The sequence below is a fragment of the Bacillus sp. JJ783 genome (genome assembly GCF_036963225.1).
Taxonomy (GTDB): Bacteria; Bacillota; Bacilli; order Bacillales; family Bacillaceae_G; genus Bacillus_A; species Bacillus_A cereus_U.
Genome location: NZ_JBALMG010000108.1, coordinates 19,762 through 37,807 on the forward strand (window position 1 = coordinate 19,762; position 18,046 = coordinate 37,807).

Genomic DNA, 18,046 nt, shown 5'->3' on the forward strand with positions numbered 1-18,046 from the left:
TAAATGAGGTTATTGTTCATTATTTTCATAATTAAATTTAACAAAAAAGGTAGTGCCTTCCGATCCTGTTTGAATTTCTATTTTTGCATTATGACGGGCAGCAATGGCATAACATATGCCTAACCCCAATCCAGTTCCATTATCTTTGGTCGTGTAAAATGGAGTACCCAGTTTCTCAAATACTTCAGGCCTGATACCTTTTCCTTGATCCCGCACTGCAAGCACCACACAATTTTGACCTTCCTTGTAGGTGCTAATGGTTAGAACTTTCCCTGTGCTCATCGCTTCTAAGCCATTACGGTATAGGTTTATTAATAATTGTCGTATCTCATTACGATTTAAAAGTAATTCCGGAATGTCATTTGTATCGACTTGAATATATTTATTTTGATTATACGTATCAATCTTTATTAAAGGAATAATATCGTGGATAATTAAATTTAAATCTAACATCTGCAAATCCGATTTCTTTGTATTACCCATTGAGAGAAATTCAGTAATAATAGAATTGGCACGGTCAAGTTCTTCAATCATTAAATTAAAGTACTTATTATGTTTCTCATAGGTGGGCTCTTCTTTTAATAACTGCAAAAATCCTCGTACTGTTGTCATTGGATTTCTAATCTCATGGCTGATACCTGCTGCCATTTGCCCTATTAAATCTATGTTGGATAACCTTTTCAATTCCTGCTCATATTGCTTTTTTTCCGTTATGTTTTTAAAAATACAACAAATACCATCATCATACGGGTATGCAATAACTTCGTGCCAATATTCATCAGAGATAGAAAAAAATTCAAAATGAACTGTAGTTCGCTCTGACATTGCACGATGAAATTCCTTATACATAACTGCGTCGACGCTACTCGGGAAAACCTCCCATATATTCTTACCTAATACATCTTTTGCTGTTTTTCTTTGTGGAAAATATTGATGCTTATTTACGTACGTAAATTCCCATTTATTATTCAAAGTAAAGAATCCATCCGTAATACTTTCAATCACACTTGTAACTTTTTCATTAGCAGCAGCTAGTTCTCTCGTCCGCTCTTCCACCATGCTTTCAAGTTGATCCATATATAACAAGTTTGAAAACGTAGGAGCTGTGGCATCAACGATAGACTTTGCCAGTTGAATTTGGGAATTATCGTAATTGTGAGCTTTTCCCTCTTTGCCAACGACGATTACCCCTAATACTTCTCCCATTGAAACCAATGGAATCAACAGTAGACTCTTACTATCTATATTTTTTGTTTGAATAACCTCTTGGATCTTGGCTTCATAGCTTTTCTCCATCCAATCCGCTTCTGTCCAATCACAGTCCTTGCTTAACTTCGTTGTTTTAATCGTTGTTTTGTCTAGCGGGTCTAAAAGGTGGGCAGCCATGTTTTTACTCTCTAAAATCTGTCCTAAGTAAAGAAAACATTTATCAAAACTCTCCTGTATCGAGGAACACATTGATAAGTCACGGGTAACATTTAATAACAGCTGCTTCTCGGCAATAAGGTTTTCCTTTTGTGTTAAATTATTTGCGTTTTGAATTGCGACCGCAGCCATATTTACATAAGCTTCAACACTTTGAATTTCTGAATTTGTTAAGTTCATTGGAATTCCATAATCAAATAAAAAAACCAGACCAAATAACTCTTGCCCAAATGAGATAGGTAGAGCTAATAAGGACTTAATTTTGAACGCAGCAACTGGTCTCGGATCCGGCCGATGATCCTTTGATGTATCAGGAATATAAATGGTTTTTTTGGTTTCAATAACTTCTTTTGCCAGTAAGTCTATTTCAGGATCAATTACCTGAGTATCGAGCGTTACGCCATTTATTGTCTCTGGTTTTCCTGCAAACCCTCTAAATGTTCCATCTTCCTGGGGTAAATAGATTCCAACAGCGTTGCACTTAACAATCTCCTCTGATATCGCCATTGTTACACGCTGCAATACTTCACGTAGTTCTAATTTTGTATTTATTATTTTTGTTATATTCGCGAGCCTAGAATATCTCGTCTGATCACTTAACATTCACATAGCCTCCAAGTTATAGGCATAATAAAATAAACATGATAATATCAGTGAAAATCAAGACCAACCTGCCATTTTCGATTTTCTTCTGTATTCTTTTCTTACCCTTGTTTTACATAGAATACCTCACTTACTTATGATACGGTTCACCTTAATTAAAATGAAACAGTGTAACTTTCAAAAGTTACACTGTTTCACTACCTTCTACCACATTAACACCCGCCTCAAACTTATCAAGCAACGCACGCACTTCATCAGTTGATTTCGTGTTCATCAATTGATTTCTTAGTTCAGCAGCTCCAGGGAATCCTTTTACATAAATTTTGAAAAAGCGATGAAGCCCTGTGATTGAGCGTGGTAGTACTTCTGCATATTGATCTTGAAGATCAAGCTGCAGTCTTAGAAGATCAAGGTGTTCTTTACTGCTATGCTCTCTTGGTTCTTTTTCAAAGGCAAACGGATTTTTAAAGATACCTCGTCCGATCATAACGCCATCAATACCATATTTTTCAGCAAGTTCCATTCCAGTTTGACGGTCAGGAATGTCTCCATTGATTGTTATTAGCGTATTTGGTGCAATGCGATCACGTAATTTTTTGATCTCCGGAATTAGCTCCCAGTGTGCATCTACTTGGCTCATTTCTTCTCTTGTACGTAAGTGAATAGAAAGGTTTGCGATATCTTGTTTGAAAATATGCGTTAACCAATCTTCCCATTCGCTTAATTCTTTAAAGCCAAGTCGTGTTTTTACGCTGACAGGTAGTCCGCCCGCTTTTGCTGCTTGAATAAGTTCTGCCGCAACGTCTGGACGTAGAATAAGGCCACTACCTTTTCCTCTTGATGCCACATTCGGTACAGGGCATCCCATATTAATATCGATGCCTTTAAATCCTAGCTCTGCCATACCAATACTCATTTGACGGAAATATTCAGGGTTATCTCCCCAAATATGCGCGACTATCGGCTGTTCATCTTCTGTAAAAATTAAACGACCACGTACGCTTTTCATACCTTCTGGATGACAATAGCTATCTGAGTTTGTAAACTCTGTGAAAAATACATCTGGGCAACCAGCTTCACTTACTACGTGACGGAAAACAACGTCTGTCACATCTTCCATTGGTGCAAGTACAAAAAATGGTCGTGGTAAATCACGCCAAAAATTATCTATCATTTCAAATTCAAATCCTCTCACTATGAATACATCTTTAAACTCTCAATTTATAATTTGTGAAAATCAGCAATATTTATTTTAACTAAAATCGCTTATGAATGGTATTTTTATAAACCAAAAAGCAGATGGTATAGATTTTTTCTATATCAACTGCTTTTTTATTATACCAACTTAAGCCAAGCCACACACTCCACATGAGTCGTATGCGGGAACATATCAACAGGCTGTACTTCCTGTGTTTTATATCCGCCTTCTTCTAGTACTTTTAAATCACGTGCTAATGTTGCTGGGTTACATGATACGTATACGACGCGTTTTGGCTTCATGTCGATGATTGTGTTTAGTAATGCTTCGTCACAGCCTTTACGCGGTGGGTCTACGACCATTGTATCGGCGATTACGCCTTCTTTGTACCATTTAGGAATAACTACTTCTGCTTCTCCTACGCCAAATTCAGCATTTGTCATGTTGTTTAGCGCTGCGTTTCGGTTTGCGTCTTCGATTGCTTCTGGGACGATTTCAACACCGTATACTTTTTTCGCTTTTTGCGCTAGGAATAAGGAGATTGATCCGATTCCGCAATACGCATCAATTACTGTTTCGTTACCATTTAATTTTGCGTATTCTAACGTTTTATCGTATAGCACTTTCGTTTGTTCTGGGTTTACTTGATAGAATGAACGTGCTGAAATCGCAAATTTAATGTCACCGATAAAGTCATAAATATATTCTGATCCGTACAGTACTGTCGTTTTGTCTCCGAAAATAACGTTTGTACGTTTCGTGTTTACGTTTTGAACGATTGATTTTACTTCTGGGAATTTCGCTGCGATTTCTTCAATGATTGCTTCTTTATTTGGCAGTTCAGCTGTACGTGTAATGAAGACAAGCATAATTTCCCCTGTTACTTGTCCGTAGCGGGCCATTACGTGGCGAAGTGTTCCCTTGTTACGCTCTTCGTTATACGCCGAAATACCGTTTTTTTCACAAATACGTTTTACTTCTTGAATTAATGCATCGTTTTCTTCCGCTTGAATTAAGCATGATTCCATATTAATGATGTCATGCGTTCCTTGACGATAGAAACCAGCTACAAGTCCACCTTCACGTTCTCCAATTGGCACTTGTGCTTTATTACGGTATACCCACGGGTTTTTCATGCCAAGTACAGGATGAACAGGAACATCGCTTAGTCCGCCGATGCGCTGCATAACGTCACGTACTTGTTTTTCTTTCGCTTTTAATTGTCCTTCATATGTTAAGTGCTGAAGCTGACAACCGCCGCACTCGTTGTACACGGGGCATTCTGCATCTTTACGATATGGACTTTCTTGATGAAGCTTCATTAAACGACCAAACGCGAAGTTTTTCTTCACTTTAATAATTTTAATTTGTGCTTCCTCACCTGGTAATCCGTTTTTTACGAAAATAGGATATCCCTTCACTTTCGCAACACCGGCACCATCATGTGTTAAATCTTCAAACACTACATCTATAAACTCGTTTTTTTCAACTGGTGGCGTCTTTTTTGTACTCATTTTCCGACCTCTCTTTTTCATAACACTGCGTTACATTTTATCATACTTATATGGTCTATTTCTATTGGAAGAAAAAAAGCTATTGACGATACTTCTCTAGTAATGTTACGCTACTACTAATTTAATACGGACGATGTTACCTCATATATAGTCGATAATATGGATCGAGAGTTTCTACCCGGCAACCTTAAATTGCTGGACTATGGGGAAAACTAATGAATATTAGCCTATGTATAAAAAAGACTCCTATTGATTAGCTTTCTCTCATAGATGAAAGTGAATCCATAGGGGTCTTTTTTTATTTTTCGAAAAGGTCAGACATCTTACGTATGACATGAAACTTCCATTACTTTATTTTTAGTAATATAACGAGCGTTTTATGTAAAAACTTTATACGAACTTCTGAAAGGGGCAACTACATGCAATATGTAATGAGCATTATCGGTATTCTTGTCGTTTTAGGTTTATGCTTTGCTTTGTCAAACAATAGAAGTAAAATCAACTTCCGTGCAATTGCTATTATGATTGGTTTCCAAATTTTAATCGGTTGGTTTATGTTTGGCACAAAGATCGGACAGCAAATTATCATCTTCATTAGTAAAGTTTTCAACAAACTAATTAAACTTGGTACGACAGGTGTCGATTTTCTCTTTAATGGAATTCAAAGAGATTTTGTCTTTTTCTTAAACGTATTACTAATTATCGTATTTTTCTCAGCACTACTTTCTATCTTTAGTTATTTAGGTGTTTTACCATTCATCGTTCGTATTGTCGGCGGTGCACTTTCAAAAATTACTGGTTTACCACGCGTTGAATCATTCCACGCAGTAAATTCTGTATTCTTCGGTTCAAGTGAAGCGTTAATCGTTATTAAAAACGATTTACAGCATTTTAATAAAAACCGTATGTTTATCATTTGTTGTTCAGCAATGAGCTCCGTTTCTGCTTCTGTTACAGCATCATACGTTATGATGTTAGATGCGAAATATGTATTAGCAGCTCTTCCGCTAAACTTATTCTCAAGCTTAATCGTTTGTTCGTTATTAACACCAGTTGATACGAAAAAAGAAGACGAAGTGATTCAAAAATTTGATAGAAGCTTATTCGGAGATAGCTTTATCGGCGCTATGATTAACGGTGCGCTTGATGGGTTAAAAGTAGCTGGTATCGTTGCCGCATTAATGATTGCCTTCATTGGTGTTATGGAAGTTGTAAACTACGTAATTAGCGCCGCTTCAGGTGCAATGGGATATGCTGTTACTTTACAACAAATCTTCGGTTATATACTTTCTCCATTCGCATTCTTAATGGGTATTCCAACTCAAGATATCATCCCAGCTGGTGGTATTATGGGTACGAAGATTGTCTTAAATGAATTCGTAGCAATCCTTGATTTAAAAGGCGCTGCTGCAACATTATCTCCACGTACAGTTGGAATCGTTACAGTATTCTTAATTAGCTTCGCAAGTATTAGCCAAATTGGTGCGATTGTTGGTACAATCCGTGCCCTTTCTGAAAAACAAGGAAGCATCGTATCTAAATTTGGTTGGAAAATGCTATTTGCATCAACACTTGCTTCTATTTTATCTGCAACAATCGCTGGATTGTTTATTTAATAAAAAATCACCTTACTCTTTTAAGTAAGGTGATTTTTTTGATTCTTTATGAAATAGAACGGAATTCAATTACTTCCTCTTTACTAATAAGCTTTCCTTCGTGTATACCTTTTACTGAAATATCAATAATGGATTTATCCTCTCCTTCAAGCTTACCCAAAGAAAATATATAAATTAAATTTCGTTCTTTTAGCATCCATTGCTTGCCATGCCAGGGCCCCGTTATCTTTTGTTCCAAAGATGTTTTTTCTTCTCCAACATACTGACATTCTCCAAACGAAGTTTTTACTATATTTTTCTCAGTATCAATTACTATATTTCGAAATAGCTCTAAGTTTTTACTTGAAACAATTTCTATCTCATGGTTACTTTTTTGCTTAAATTGAAGTTTTCCGTCACTTGTATTAGATAAACTACTATTCTCAACGGCGTTCCTAAAGAAGTTATATTCTTCTTCCGTAACACCAAAATTCGGATGATAAGGCTTCACCTGCTTATCTATGTACCCTGATATATATTTTACATACCATTCTCTATCATTTTCCACATGCTCTCTCATTTTTTTAGTAATAGCCTCTACTTTTTTACGGGTATCACGATCCATCTCAATCGTCATAATATCCGCCGTCACTTCCGCATTCATAAGATGCGGCGGAATATACTCTTCCACACTATTCGCTTTACTCGTTTCACTTTGACAACCGACTATGAATAGCGATATGAGAAGGATATATACTATTTTTTTATATTTCATTTCTATTCTCCACTCCATACATCATTCTTACTTAAATTTATAGCGGTTTTATTATAGTCCAAAACCCTTATATTTTAATAGAAACTACTCTACATATGCAAAATTGCATATTAATAAACCTTTCTCTTACTTTAAAATTAACTTAAATCATTTACCAAAATATACAAATTACAAATGAATAATGTTATAATTTGTAAAAAAATATTGGAGGATATTATGAAAGCCCACGCCCTTTTCGATTTCTTATATTTATTAATTTTAAGCATGAAAAGCTATTATGTATGGGGTATACCTATCTATGTCTTCATTATCCCTCTTATCTTTGTGGTCGGTTATATTATTATCAATTCTAGTAAGAAACGCAAGAATACCTCTATTCAAAGTCACTAACCTACCCTTCACCTAAAAATGATATGATGAACAAGGGTATATCCCCACCTCTCTTATAGCGGTGGGGATTTTAATGTAAGTATGCAATATAATACACAATAGAAGGTGATTTTATGAGAAAATACGCAGCGATTGCTTTATGTACATCTGCTATTCTAGCAGGCTGTAATACTAGCAATGTAAGCCAAGAACCTAAAAAAGAGATAAAGGTACAAGAGGTCAAAAAACAAGAAGAGACGGTGCGGGAACAAGGTAAAATTTCTTATAATCCAATTACGCACGAATCTACAAACGCAAATATTCATATTACAGACATAAAGGATTCTTTAACCGAAGTACAATATAAAATTTGGCGCACTGCTGATGGAAAGGAAAGTGCTAAATCTTTTTCTTCTAAAGAGAAAGATCAACAATTTACACTGCCCTTTGATATAAAAGAATTTGAAGGAAAACGCGGTGAATACCAAATTGAAGCTACAGGAACAACCGAGGGTGGAAAAGCTATTCCACTTACGAAATCTACTATTACTTTCGAGCAAAAAGTTCCTGTTCTTATGTACCACGCAATTGATGATTATCATGGACAAGGTATTAAAGATTTATTCGTATCACCCGCTAACTTTGAAGCACAAATGAAGTATTTAAAAGACAATGGTTATACATTATTAACATTTGAACGCTGGAGCGATATTAATAAAGTAAACAAGCCGATTTTCGTTACATTTGATGACGGTATGAAAAATAATATGAATGCATTTCGCATTTTACAAAAGCTAAAAGATGATACTTTTAAACCAGCGGCAACGGAATATATGATTGTTGATAACGTTGATGTAGAAGGCGCCCTTTCTACATCTGAAATAAAAGAAATGGTTGATTCAGGTATTTTTTCTGTACAATCTCATACAGCAACACACGCAGACTTGCCGAAAATTACAAACTATGACGGAGAGTTAAAAGAATCAAAAGAAAAGCTAGAAAAAATAACAGGTAAGCCTGTTATCGCAATTGCTTATCCATTCGGTCATGTAGACGATAACGTTGTCGCAGAAACGAAGAAATACTATCAATTTGCAACAACAACGAAGCCTGGACAATTCATTACGAAGGGTGAACCTGATGAGTTGTTAAAAATGAAGCGTGTTCGCATACACCATACAACTACTGTGGAGCAATTCGCCTCTTCCATTAAATAAATGTGAGAGCTCAATACATTTTGAGCTCTCTTTTTACGTTATATTTATATATATTTTTAGAATTTTCTTGTATTATATATAGTAAGAAATCTTTCAAACTAAAGGAGATTATACATATGTCATTTGAACAAACGTTAGAGAAGTATGCTGCCCTTGCAGTCAATGTTGGTGTTAATATTCAGCCCGGACAAACTTTATCAATTAGTGCACCTCTTGAGGCTGTACAGTTTGTACGCCTCGTTACAGAAAAAGCATATCAATCTGGTGCAAAACACGTATATGTTGATTGGAATGATGAGACGTTAACACGCTTAAAATTCGATCTAGCTCCTGAAGAAGCTTTCTCTGAATTCCCTTCTTGGAAAGCACATGCTCGTGAAGAATTAGCAAAAGAAGGCGCTGCATTTATGTCCATCTATGCAGAGAATCCTGATCTATTAAAAGGTGTAGAACCAAAGAAAATTGCAACAGCTCATAAAGTAGCTGGAGAAGCGATGAAAGTATACCGTGATTATGTACAAGCAGATAAAGTAAGCTGGTGCGTAATTTCTGTTCCTACGAAAGAATGGGCTGCAAAAGTATTCCCTGACGTAGCGCCTGAAGAACAAGAAGCAAAACTATGGGATGCTATCTTCAAAGCTACTCGTGCTGATTTAGAAAATCCTGTGGAAGCATGGAAAGAACATGATGAAACGCTACATACAAAAGTTGATTACTTAAACGAAAAACATTATACAGCTCTTCATTATACTGGTCCTGGGACAGACTTAACAATTGAACTTCCAGAGAAGCATGTATGGGCTGGTGCTGGTAGCTTAAATGAAAAGAACGTACCATTTATGGCTAACATTCCAACTGAAGAAGTATTTACAATGCCACTTAAAACAGGTGTAAACGGCCAAGTGTCTAGTACAAAACCGTTAGCATTTGCAGGTAACATTATCGATAACTTTACGTTAACATTTGAAAACGGGCGTATCGTAGACTATAAAGCTGAATCTGGTGAGGAAGCTTTAAAACATTTAGTAGAAACAGATGAAGGTTCTCACTTCTTAGGCGAAGTAGCTTTAGTACCTCATGATTCACCAATTTCAAACACAAATATTTTATTCTACAATACGCTATTTGACGAAAATGCATCTTGCCACCTTGCAATTGGAAATGCTTATGCATTTAACTTAGATGGCGGGAAAACAATGTCTAAAGAAGAACTTGCTGAAAATGGTGCAAACGCTAGTATTACACACGAAGACTTCATGATTGGATCAGCTGAGCTTGATATCGACGGTATTACAGCTGATGGAAGACATGAGCCGATTTTCCGTAAAGGTAACTGGGCGTTTTAAGTTAACCATTATAAAAACACATTGGATTACCCAATGTGTTTTTATTTGTTTGGCTTCAATTCAAATTTTATTGTTCTATTTTCATGCGTAAACTCCGGCCTATACGTAGCGATATACGTATTTTCTTTCGCTACGTCAAATAGCATGATATCTTGGATTTTTTCATCTGGTGCTAATTTTTTACTAATGAAGCTATCATAGTTATTATATTCTTTAAATCTTGTACCTTTCTTATCGGTAATCTCAAATTCATAAAATGCAAAAGGTATTTCTTTTTTACTATTATTTTTCACCGTGAAAACAATCCCTAAAATATCATCTTTCTTTTTATCTGTAGTGTAATCTGGATACCCTAATTGAACTGAATCGAGAGTTACTTGCAAACCATCCACGTCCACCGTCTCTCCTATTTTATAAACTTTATCTTGAACGTCCTCTTGTTTACTTTCATCGCTATTTTTAGTTTCTGTGCAAGCACTTAAACTAAAAGCCATGCCACAAATTAAAACAATTCGGCTCACCTTCTTTAACATACTCTTCCCCCCATATGAGACAAGATTTTTATATTTATCCCGCATTAACGGGCAGTAAAACTCCCACCTCAAAATTCAGTTGGAGTAAAGAGGTTAGGTGGGAGATCAACTGCCCGTAAACGCCCGATTGGTGCGGGCTGATAATCAGTGGGGAATGAACAAAACCCCCACTGATTAAAGTTTCACTTTATCATAGCAAAACTCTTTACGTTTTCTTGTCATATTTTGTCGTAGTAATTGCTAACTACACAAATAGAAAAAAGCTATCTTCTACAAAAGATAGCTTTCATGATGCCGATGACACTTTCAGTCCAATTACTCCTAAAACAATAAATAAAATGCAAAATGCTTGGAATAAATTAATATGCTCTTTAAAAAAGTACACACTAATAATCGTAATAAGAAGGGTCCCTAAGCCCGACCAAATCGCATAAGCAATACTTAAGTTAATCTTCTTTACGACGATAGCAAATATACTGAAACAAATACCGTAAAAGACAAAAATAAGTACACTTGGAACGAGCTTTGTTAAACCGTTCGATAGTTTCATCGCTATCGTTCCAGCTACTTCAAAAATAATTGTTACGAGTAATAATAGCCAATATACCATACTAGAATCTCCTTCTCTGTTACCTTATAGAGATTCTAGTATACTACTTATAGTCCTAACGAAATATATTTAATTTCTAAATATTCCTCAATGCCGAAATGGCCTCCTTCACGGCCGATACCACTTTCTTTAAAGCCACCAAATGGTGCTTGTGCAACTGATGGAAGGCCATCGTTTAAGCCGATAATTCCGTACTCTAACGCTTCACTAATTTGGAATGCTTGGCTAATATCTTTTGTGAAAATATAAGCAGCCAAGCCATATGGTGTATTATTTGCTCGCTCGATTACTTCTTCAACTGTTTTAAATTTAGCAACTGGTGCAACCGGTCCAAATGTTTCTTCATTCATACAAAGCATCGTGTCATTTGCCAATCCAATTACTGTTGGCTGAATGAAATAACCATCTAACTCTGCAAATTTATGGCCACCGTATAAAACTTCTCCGCCCTTTTGAATTGCATCTTCAATATGTTCTTGTACTTTCGAAACTGCATTCGCATCAATAAGTGGACCTACAGTTGTTCCTTCGCCGAATCCATCTCCAACTTTAAGCTGCTCTACAGCTTTTGTGAACTTTCCTGCAAATTCTTCGTACACTTCTTCTTGAACAAAGACGCGATTTGTACATATACACGTTTGTCCTGCGTTACGGAATTTCGAACCAATTACCGCTTCTACCGCCTTATCTAAATCAGCATCATTCATAACAATAAATGGAGCGTGACCACCTAATTCAAGCGAAACCTTTTTCATCGTTTGCGCAGCGCTAGCCATTAATTCTTTTCCAATTTCAGTTGATCCTGTAAAGGAAACTTTTCGAACGCGCTCATCTTCCATCCACGTATCAGCAATTGCTTTTGCACTACCTGTTACAATATTTATTACACCTTTTGGAATGTCTGCTTCATGTGCTAATTCAACTAACTTCAATGCAGTTAATGGCGTTTGACTCGCTGGTTTCACAACTGCTGTACAGCCTGCTGCAAGTGCTGGAGCTACCTTTCTCGTAATCATAGCAGCTGGGAAGTTCCAGGGTGTAATAGCTGCCATAACTCCAACTGGTTGCTTCATAACTAAAATACGCTTATTCGGGTGAGAAGCAGGAATCATTTCACCGTATATTCTCTTTCCTTCTTCTGCGTACCATTCAACAAAACTATTTGCATAATTCACTTCACCAAGCGCCTCTGCAAACGGCTTTCCTTGTTCTCTCGTCATGATTGCTGCAATTTCTTCTTTATTTTCATCAATGAGTGTGAACCACTTTTTTAACTTTACTGCACGATCTGCTGCCGTTAATTTTGACCATGATTTAAAAGCTTCATGTGCAGCATCAACTGCTTGCTTTGCCTCTGTAATCCCGCCCTTTGGTACAGTTGCAAATACTTCCTTTGTCGCTGGATTATTCACTTCGATTTGTTCTTGCAGTGTAATCCACTCACCATTTATATACATCGCCTTTTTCTCTAAGTTTACGAACGTCGCTTTTTTATCCAATGTTTTCTTCCTCCTCTATGAACTTCTTAATCTTCCTAGTGGCAGCAGATTGACTTATTTGCAAAAACTCAGCCACTTTATAACTTGATCCATACGTTTTATACGCTTTAAGAATAATATTTCTCTCTACCTCTTCCAACATTCTATAAAGACTTTGTCCGGATTGTTCAACCGTTGTCTCTTGCATAGATAGTGGCAAATCTTCTACCGTTACAAAATCATCAGCAGTGATAACAATTCGTTCAATTACATTTTCAATCTCTCTATTATTTCCTTCCCAAGGGTACCCTACAAACATTTGTAACGTACTAGGAGCTAACTTCACATCACGTCCGTACTTTTTATTAAAATGCTGTAAATAATGATAGATGAGCGGCAAAATGTCTTCTGTTCTATCCCGAAGTGGCGGAATTGAAATTGGAATGACATTCAGACGATAGTATAAATCTTTCCGAAATGTTCCTTGTTTCACCATCATACTTAAATCTCTATTTGTTGCCGCTACAATTCTAACATCCACCTTTTTTAATTCTCTTCCGCCTATAGGGCGAAACGTTTTTTCTTGCAATACTTGCAAAAGCTTCGCTTGAATTTCAAGCGGCATTTCACCAATTTCATCTAAGAAAAGGGTTCCTTTATGCGCTGATTCTAATAGCCCCTTTTTCCCTTCACGATTTGCACCTGTAAAAGCCCCACCTGAATATCCAAAAAGCTCAGATTCGATTAAATTCGTCGGCAATGCCGCACAATTAATTTCATAGAAACTTTCATTCTTCCGGTGACTCACTTCATGCAAATGGCGTACTAATCGGCTTTTCCCCACTCCAGTCTCACCTAATACGAGAACAGTACTATCTACTACTGATACTTTTTTTATTGTTTCGATTATTTTTTGCATAGCGATACTTTTAAAAATAAGTCCTTCGTGTTCATATGTTTCTCTTAATTCTTTTTTATATGTTTTTAACTGATTATCCATTTCCTCTACCTTTTGACGTAATTGATAGAGTTCTGTAAGATCACGAGAATAACTAATCACTCTTCTTAAATTTCCCTCATCATCAAAAACAGGCCTTGTACGAACATGCAAATACTCTCCTGATTTCGTTGTTTGAACAAGTTCAACTGGCCTTTTCTTTTCAATTACTTCTAACGTTGCAGACGGATAAAAAATCCCTTCTTTTTGTAGTTCTTTTACATGCTTTCCTACTAATTCCTTAGCAGAGAGCTGGTAATGTCTTTCACACATACTATTTACACGTACAACGATTCCCTTATCATCCGTAACAAAAATTTCATCAAATGCATATTCAAATACATCTTGTAAATCCATCAACATTCGTTCCTTTTCTGCAACCATTCTAGCCACTCCCTACTTCAAATCCATCGATTCACTTTACTACCTTTATTATAAAATGAATTTTCTGTATTTTATATAGAGTCAGCTAGAATGTTTTCAATTTGTTATTTATACAAATCTATTTATATTTTTCAACACATAATTCGCTGCCTTGAAAAATACAGAATGCCATCGCAACCACACCCTCACTTTGTTTTAGCTTGGCATGGGGCAGGAAAAGGGCCTGACCGATTCTATGCATGGCCAGATGCTCTCTTCCGCCTAAAAAGAAAAGCTTTATGCCCTTTTTTAAGTTATCCCAATTCTTTATACACGAGCGATATTTGCTTGCTCATAACAAGCTAGCAATGATTCTTCAATTATTGTTAAACCTTCCTCAAGTTGCTCATCTGTAATAACTAATGGCATTAACACACGAATAACATTTCCATATGTTCCTGCTGATAGTAGAAGTAATCCGCGTTTATTTGCTTCTGCACATAAATTAGACGCTAATGTTTTATCAGGCGCTTTCGTCTTACGATCTTGAACGAGCTCGAATGCACACATTGCCCCTAAGCCGCGCACATCACCGATGCAATTATATTTGTTTTTCATCTCTTGGAATCGGTTCATTACGGCTTTCCCTAATTCTATCGCTCTATCATTTAATTTCTCTTTTTCTATTACATCAAGCACAGCTAATGCAGCCGCACATCCTAGTGGGCTTCCTGCATACGTTCCGCCAAGTTCCCCCGGTGCAGACTCATTCATAATTTCTTTACGCCCAATCACGCCGCTTATCGGTACACCAGCACCTAATGATTTAGATACCGTAATTAAATCTGGAACGACATCATAATGATCAATTGCAAAGTATTTTCCGGTACGACTAAAGCCTGTTTGAATTTCATCAGCTACAAATAAAATACCGTGCTCTGAACAAATACTGCGTACTTCTTGAACAAATTTCTTACTTGGAACGATAAATCCGCCTTCCCCTTGAACAGGCTCCATTACAACAGCTGCAATTGTTTCTGGCGCTACTTCTGATATGAAGAAGTTCTTAAACTCTTCAATGATAAAATCATCATACTGCTCTTCTGTTAACCCTTCTGGGCGACGGTATTCATATGGGAATGGCGCTTTATATACTTCTGGAGCAAATGGGCCAAATCCAAATTTATATGGTTTTACTTTACTTGTCATCGTCATTGTCATTAATGTACGCCCATGAAATCCTTTAGAAAATGCGATAATTCCAGGTCTCTTCGTATATTTACGAGCAATCTTCACTGCATTTTCAACCGCTTCTGCCCCACTGTTTAAAAACAGCACTTGTTTATCGAAATTACCTGGCGCTAATGCTGCCAGTTTTTCTGCCAATTCAATATATGGCTCATACATCATCACATTAAAACCAGTGTGAATATATTGATCTACTTGTTTATGAAGCGCTTCTTTAACAGTAGGATGACAATGTCCTACATTAATTGTCCCGATTGCTCCTGCGAAATCAATATACTGGTTTCCATCCACATCTGTTACGAGTGCACCATTTGCAGACTGTACAAATGTTGGAATACCATTACTTACTCCTTTTGGTACTATATTTTGGCGGCGTTCTAATAAAGACGCTGCTTTCGGCCCTGGAATTTGTTCATTTACTTTAGCAAATTTTTTTGTGTTCATTGTGTACCCCATCCTTTTTTATACAATGTTTTCTCTTTATATTGCAAGATGTGTGCCAACTCCCCATTTCTAGTATCCATCCCATTCTCTAAATATCTCGGCATAAAAAATAAGTCTATAAAGACTCATATAGAGTCCTTATAGACTTATCAATTCATACATTAGACTTTCCTTGTTTCCAAATAAACTCACCTGTATGAGAAATTAAATCTTCAACAGATTGTAATACTAAATCTGCAAGTGGTTCTAACGTTTGACGATCACCCGTACCAGATAGTACGCCAATTGCATAGCAGTCGCCACCATTTTTCGCTAAATGTAAATCCGTCGGTGTATCCCCGACGACCGCTACTTCACATGTCTCTAAATTAAATCTCTCACAAAACGATTCTACAATTTTTTTATCTGGCTTCTGTGCTGGAAATGTATCTGAAGCTATAACACAATCAAAAAAATCTTCCAATTGATATTGCTTTAAAAATAATTCTGTCGGCGCGAAATCATCAGCTGTAACGACACCTAGAATAAATCCTCTATCCTTTAACGCTTGTAAAACTTTCGGTAAATCTGCCGTCATTCTCATATGTGAACGATGCTCGTACATAAGAGCAAACAACTTTTCACTCACCCATTGATGCATCTCTTCTTCTCTAGATGATGCAATATACTTACAAAGCCCCTTTGCCACATCAAGACTCGTTCCAGCAGCGATCGCACTACGAGGATGAACAAATGCTCCGTCTACGCCAATCTCTTTTAATAAATCCTGCTGCATTGATTCTGGTAATTGATATAAATTTATACATTCTGCAACGAGCTCTTCAGCTACTTTTATCCAAATCGAATGAAAATCCATTAATGTCCCATCTTTATCAAATAGTATTGCTTTTACCTTCTCCATAGCACCGATAAGATAAACTTAACTAAATCTATACAATTCAATCAAATTTACACAAGTTAGTGCTTCATCGTGTTCTCGCAACCCCGAAGGGACGAGGGGTATAACACTCCGCACGAGGCAGTATCGTTACCTCATATTATCAAGCTTTTATTTTACCCATCTTGATAAATTTATCGAAGCATTTAAATCTCTATCGTGATGGATATTGCACCCAACCCAACACAACGCCACTCACGTATTTTTAAACTCTACTGTCCTTCTGGTTGAACTGAATGGTCGTATTTTACTCCGCAACATGAGCAAATCTTGCTTGAGGCGAACCATTTATCAGCTTTTACATACTCAATGCCATACTTCTCGCACTTGTATGACAAACATTGAAAGAAGAAGTTTAATTTTTGAAATGAAAATGCTTTCGATAGTTTTTTGTTTTTTAACAGGTTTGAGATATGTAAGTCTTCCACAACAATTCTCATTGGTTTGGTTTTCACCAATTTAGCTGTTGCTTGATGGATATGGTTATTTCGGATATTCGTAATTTTCCTAGATAACCGCAGGTGCTCAGTTTTAGCTTTTTCATATCCGGCAGATTGAATTTTTACACCTTTTTTAAATCTCCTAGACATATCTCTTTGCGCTGACTTTTTCCTTTTCAAAAGTTTTTTAACCTTAGCATCTTTGTTTATATTTCGTTCTTTCGTACCATTAGAAGCTACAAACAGCTCTTTTAAACCAACATCCACACCAATCGACTCATTGGTTAGTTCTTGGGATTCAAAATCTTCTTGGAACCCTACACTAATACACCAGTGACGACCATCAAATGTAACTCTTGGATTGGATGGTTTTTTGTTTCTTGGTAGTTGTTGGCTTGTTTTCACTTCTCCAATAGACTGAATATCAACTACTTTCTTTCCTATAATCAGTCTTTCATAATTGGCATAAAATCCTTGAATTAAATCTTTTTTGGATTTATAAGAAGTGTGATAACCATTTTTGTACTTTTCGAACGAATGTTTCCTCGCCTTGTCAAAATCTTTTGAAGCCTGTTTGGGAACTTGTGCATTGATGTCTTTTAACCACTCATATCGCTTTCGCTTCTTGATCTTTGTAAATCGTTTCTGTAAAGCTAACTGTGAAACAGCTTTTCCAAATAGCTTATAGTATCTATCACTCATTCTTTTACAATAGTTATAAGCGAATCTTGCAGCACCAGCATGGTTTCTAAGCACTTTTTCTTGTTCAGGCGTTGGAATCAGTCTGACTTTCTTCGCCAATATCATCAGAATTTAACTCCTTTACTGTGCGATTATTCGGGCACTCACCTTTCAGATAATGAAAGATTTGTTCTTCTGAATAGTAGCGTGTTCCACCAGCATTCTCCTAAGACTACTAGGATACAAACCTGTTAATTCCGATACTTGACTAAC

At 36.5% G+C, this 18,046-nt stretch carries 13 protein-coding genes, 1 pseudogene and 1 riboswitch; of the genes and pseudogenes, 3 read left to right on the forward strand and 11 right to left on the reverse strand.

All coding sequences use genetic code 11. The annotated features are described in order from the left end of the window. Positions 1-9: 9 nt before the first annotated feature. The 3 genes from V7038_RS21575 to rlmD all read right to left on the reverse strand — a co-directional run bounded on the left by V7038_RS21575 (position 10) and on the right by rlmD (position 4,740). Positions 10-2,028 (reverse strand): ATP-binding protein, encoded by a 2,019-nt coding sequence (locus V7038_RS21575; RefSeq protein WP_335695620.1) that lies wholly within the window; start codon positions 2,026-2,028, stop codon positions 10-12. 184 nt (positions 2,029-2,212) lie between these two features. After that, positions 2,213-3,202, reverse strand: coding sequence for a tRNA dihydrouridine synthase (locus V7038_RS21580; RefSeq protein WP_335695625.1), 990 nt, complete (start codon positions 3,200-3,202; stop codon positions 2,213-2,215). A 161-nt stretch (positions 3,203-3,363) separates the two neighbouring features. Next, the gene (gene rlmD, locus V7038_RS21585; protein WP_071151012.1) at positions 3,364-4,740 is read right to left on the reverse strand and encodes a 23S rRNA (uracil(1939)-C(5))-methyltransferase RlmD; all 1,377 of its coding nucleotides are present in this window, start codon (positions 4,738-4,740) and stop codon (positions 3,364-3,366) included. A gap of 121 nt (positions 4,741-4,861) precedes the next feature. Further along, positions 4,862-4,963: riboswitch (purine riboswitch) on the forward strand. Positions 4,964-5,159: 196 nt separating this feature from the next. Here rlmD and V7038_RS21590 point away from each other — a divergent pair. Then, positions 5,160-6,356: a NupC/NupG family nucleoside CNT transporter gene (locus tag V7038_RS21590; protein ID WP_070138669.1), complete on the forward strand. Its 1,197-nt coding sequence runs from the start codon at positions 5,160-5,162 to the stop codon at positions 6,354-6,356. A 46-nt stretch (positions 6,357-6,402) separates the two neighbouring features. Here the strand turns inward: V7038_RS21590 and V7038_RS21595 are convergent, their stop codons facing one another. After that, the gene (locus V7038_RS21595) at positions 6,403-7,110 is read right to left on the reverse strand and encodes a hypothetical protein (RefSeq protein WP_002159476.1); all 708 of its coding nucleotides are present in this window, start codon (positions 7,108-7,110) and stop codon (positions 6,403-6,405) included. Positions 7,111-7,613: 503 nt separating this feature from the next. On the opposite strand from V7038_RS21595, the gene V7038_RS21600 reads away from it, so the two are divergent. Then, positions 7,614-8,696 (forward strand): polysaccharide deacetylase family protein, encoded by a 1,083-nt coding sequence (locus V7038_RS21600; protein WP_335695621.1) that lies wholly within the window; start codon positions 7,614-7,616, stop codon positions 8,694-8,696. Between the two features lie 116 nt (positions 8,697-8,812). After that, positions 8,813-10,042 (forward strand): aminopeptidase, encoded by a 1,230-nt coding sequence (locus V7038_RS21605; protein ID WP_002113532.1) that lies wholly within the window; start codon positions 8,813-8,815, stop codon positions 10,040-10,042. 41 nt (positions 10,043-10,083) lie between these two features. Here V7038_RS21605 and V7038_RS21610 read toward each other — a convergent pair whose 3' ends face one another. The 7 genes and pseudogenes from V7038_RS21610 to V7038_RS21640 form a co-directional block, all read right to left on the reverse strand. Beyond that, complete coding sequence (locus V7038_RS21610) at positions 10,084-10,575, reverse strand: DUF4352 domain-containing protein (protein WP_070127857.1); 492 nt, start codon at positions 10,573-10,575, stop codon at positions 10,084-10,086. 286 nt (positions 10,576-10,861) lie between these two features. Then, entirely contained in the window at positions 10,862-11,185 is a 324-nt protein-coding gene (locus tag V7038_RS21615; RefSeq protein ID WP_002113527.1) for a DMT family transporter, read from the reverse strand. Between the two features lie 47 nt (positions 11,186-11,232). After that, positions 11,233-12,684 carry an NADP-dependent succinate-semialdehyde dehydrogenase gene (gene gabD / locus V7038_RS21620; protein ID WP_002159479.1) on the reverse strand — a complete coding sequence of 484 codons (1,452 nt, stop codon included), beginning with the start codon at positions 12,682-12,684 and terminating at the stop codon, positions 11,233-11,235. Further along, positions 12,677-14,044: a sigma-54 interaction domain-containing protein gene (locus V7038_RS21625; RefSeq protein ID WP_335695622.1), complete on the reverse strand. Its 1,368-nt coding sequence runs from the start codon at positions 14,042-14,044 to the stop codon at positions 12,677-12,679. The genes gabD and V7038_RS21625 overlap by 8 nt, the downstream gene beginning before the upstream one ends. Before the next feature lie 306 nt (positions 14,045-14,350). Continuing rightward, positions 14,351-15,715, reverse strand: coding sequence for a 4-aminobutyrate--2-oxoglutarate transaminase (gene gabT, locus V7038_RS21630; protein WP_070127855.1), 1,365 nt, complete (start codon positions 15,713-15,715; stop codon positions 14,351-14,353). Between the two features lie 154 nt (positions 15,716-15,869). Continuing rightward, complete coding sequence (locus V7038_RS21635) at positions 15,870-16,616, reverse strand: HAD family hydrolase (RefSeq protein ID WP_070127854.1); 747 nt, start codon at positions 16,614-16,616, stop codon at positions 15,870-15,872. A 147-nt stretch (positions 16,617-16,763) separates the two neighbouring features. Next, positions 16,764-17,899, reverse strand: a pseudogene (locus V7038_RS21640) (RNA-guided endonuclease InsQ/TnpB family protein). Positions 17,900-18,046: the final 147 nt, after the last annotated feature.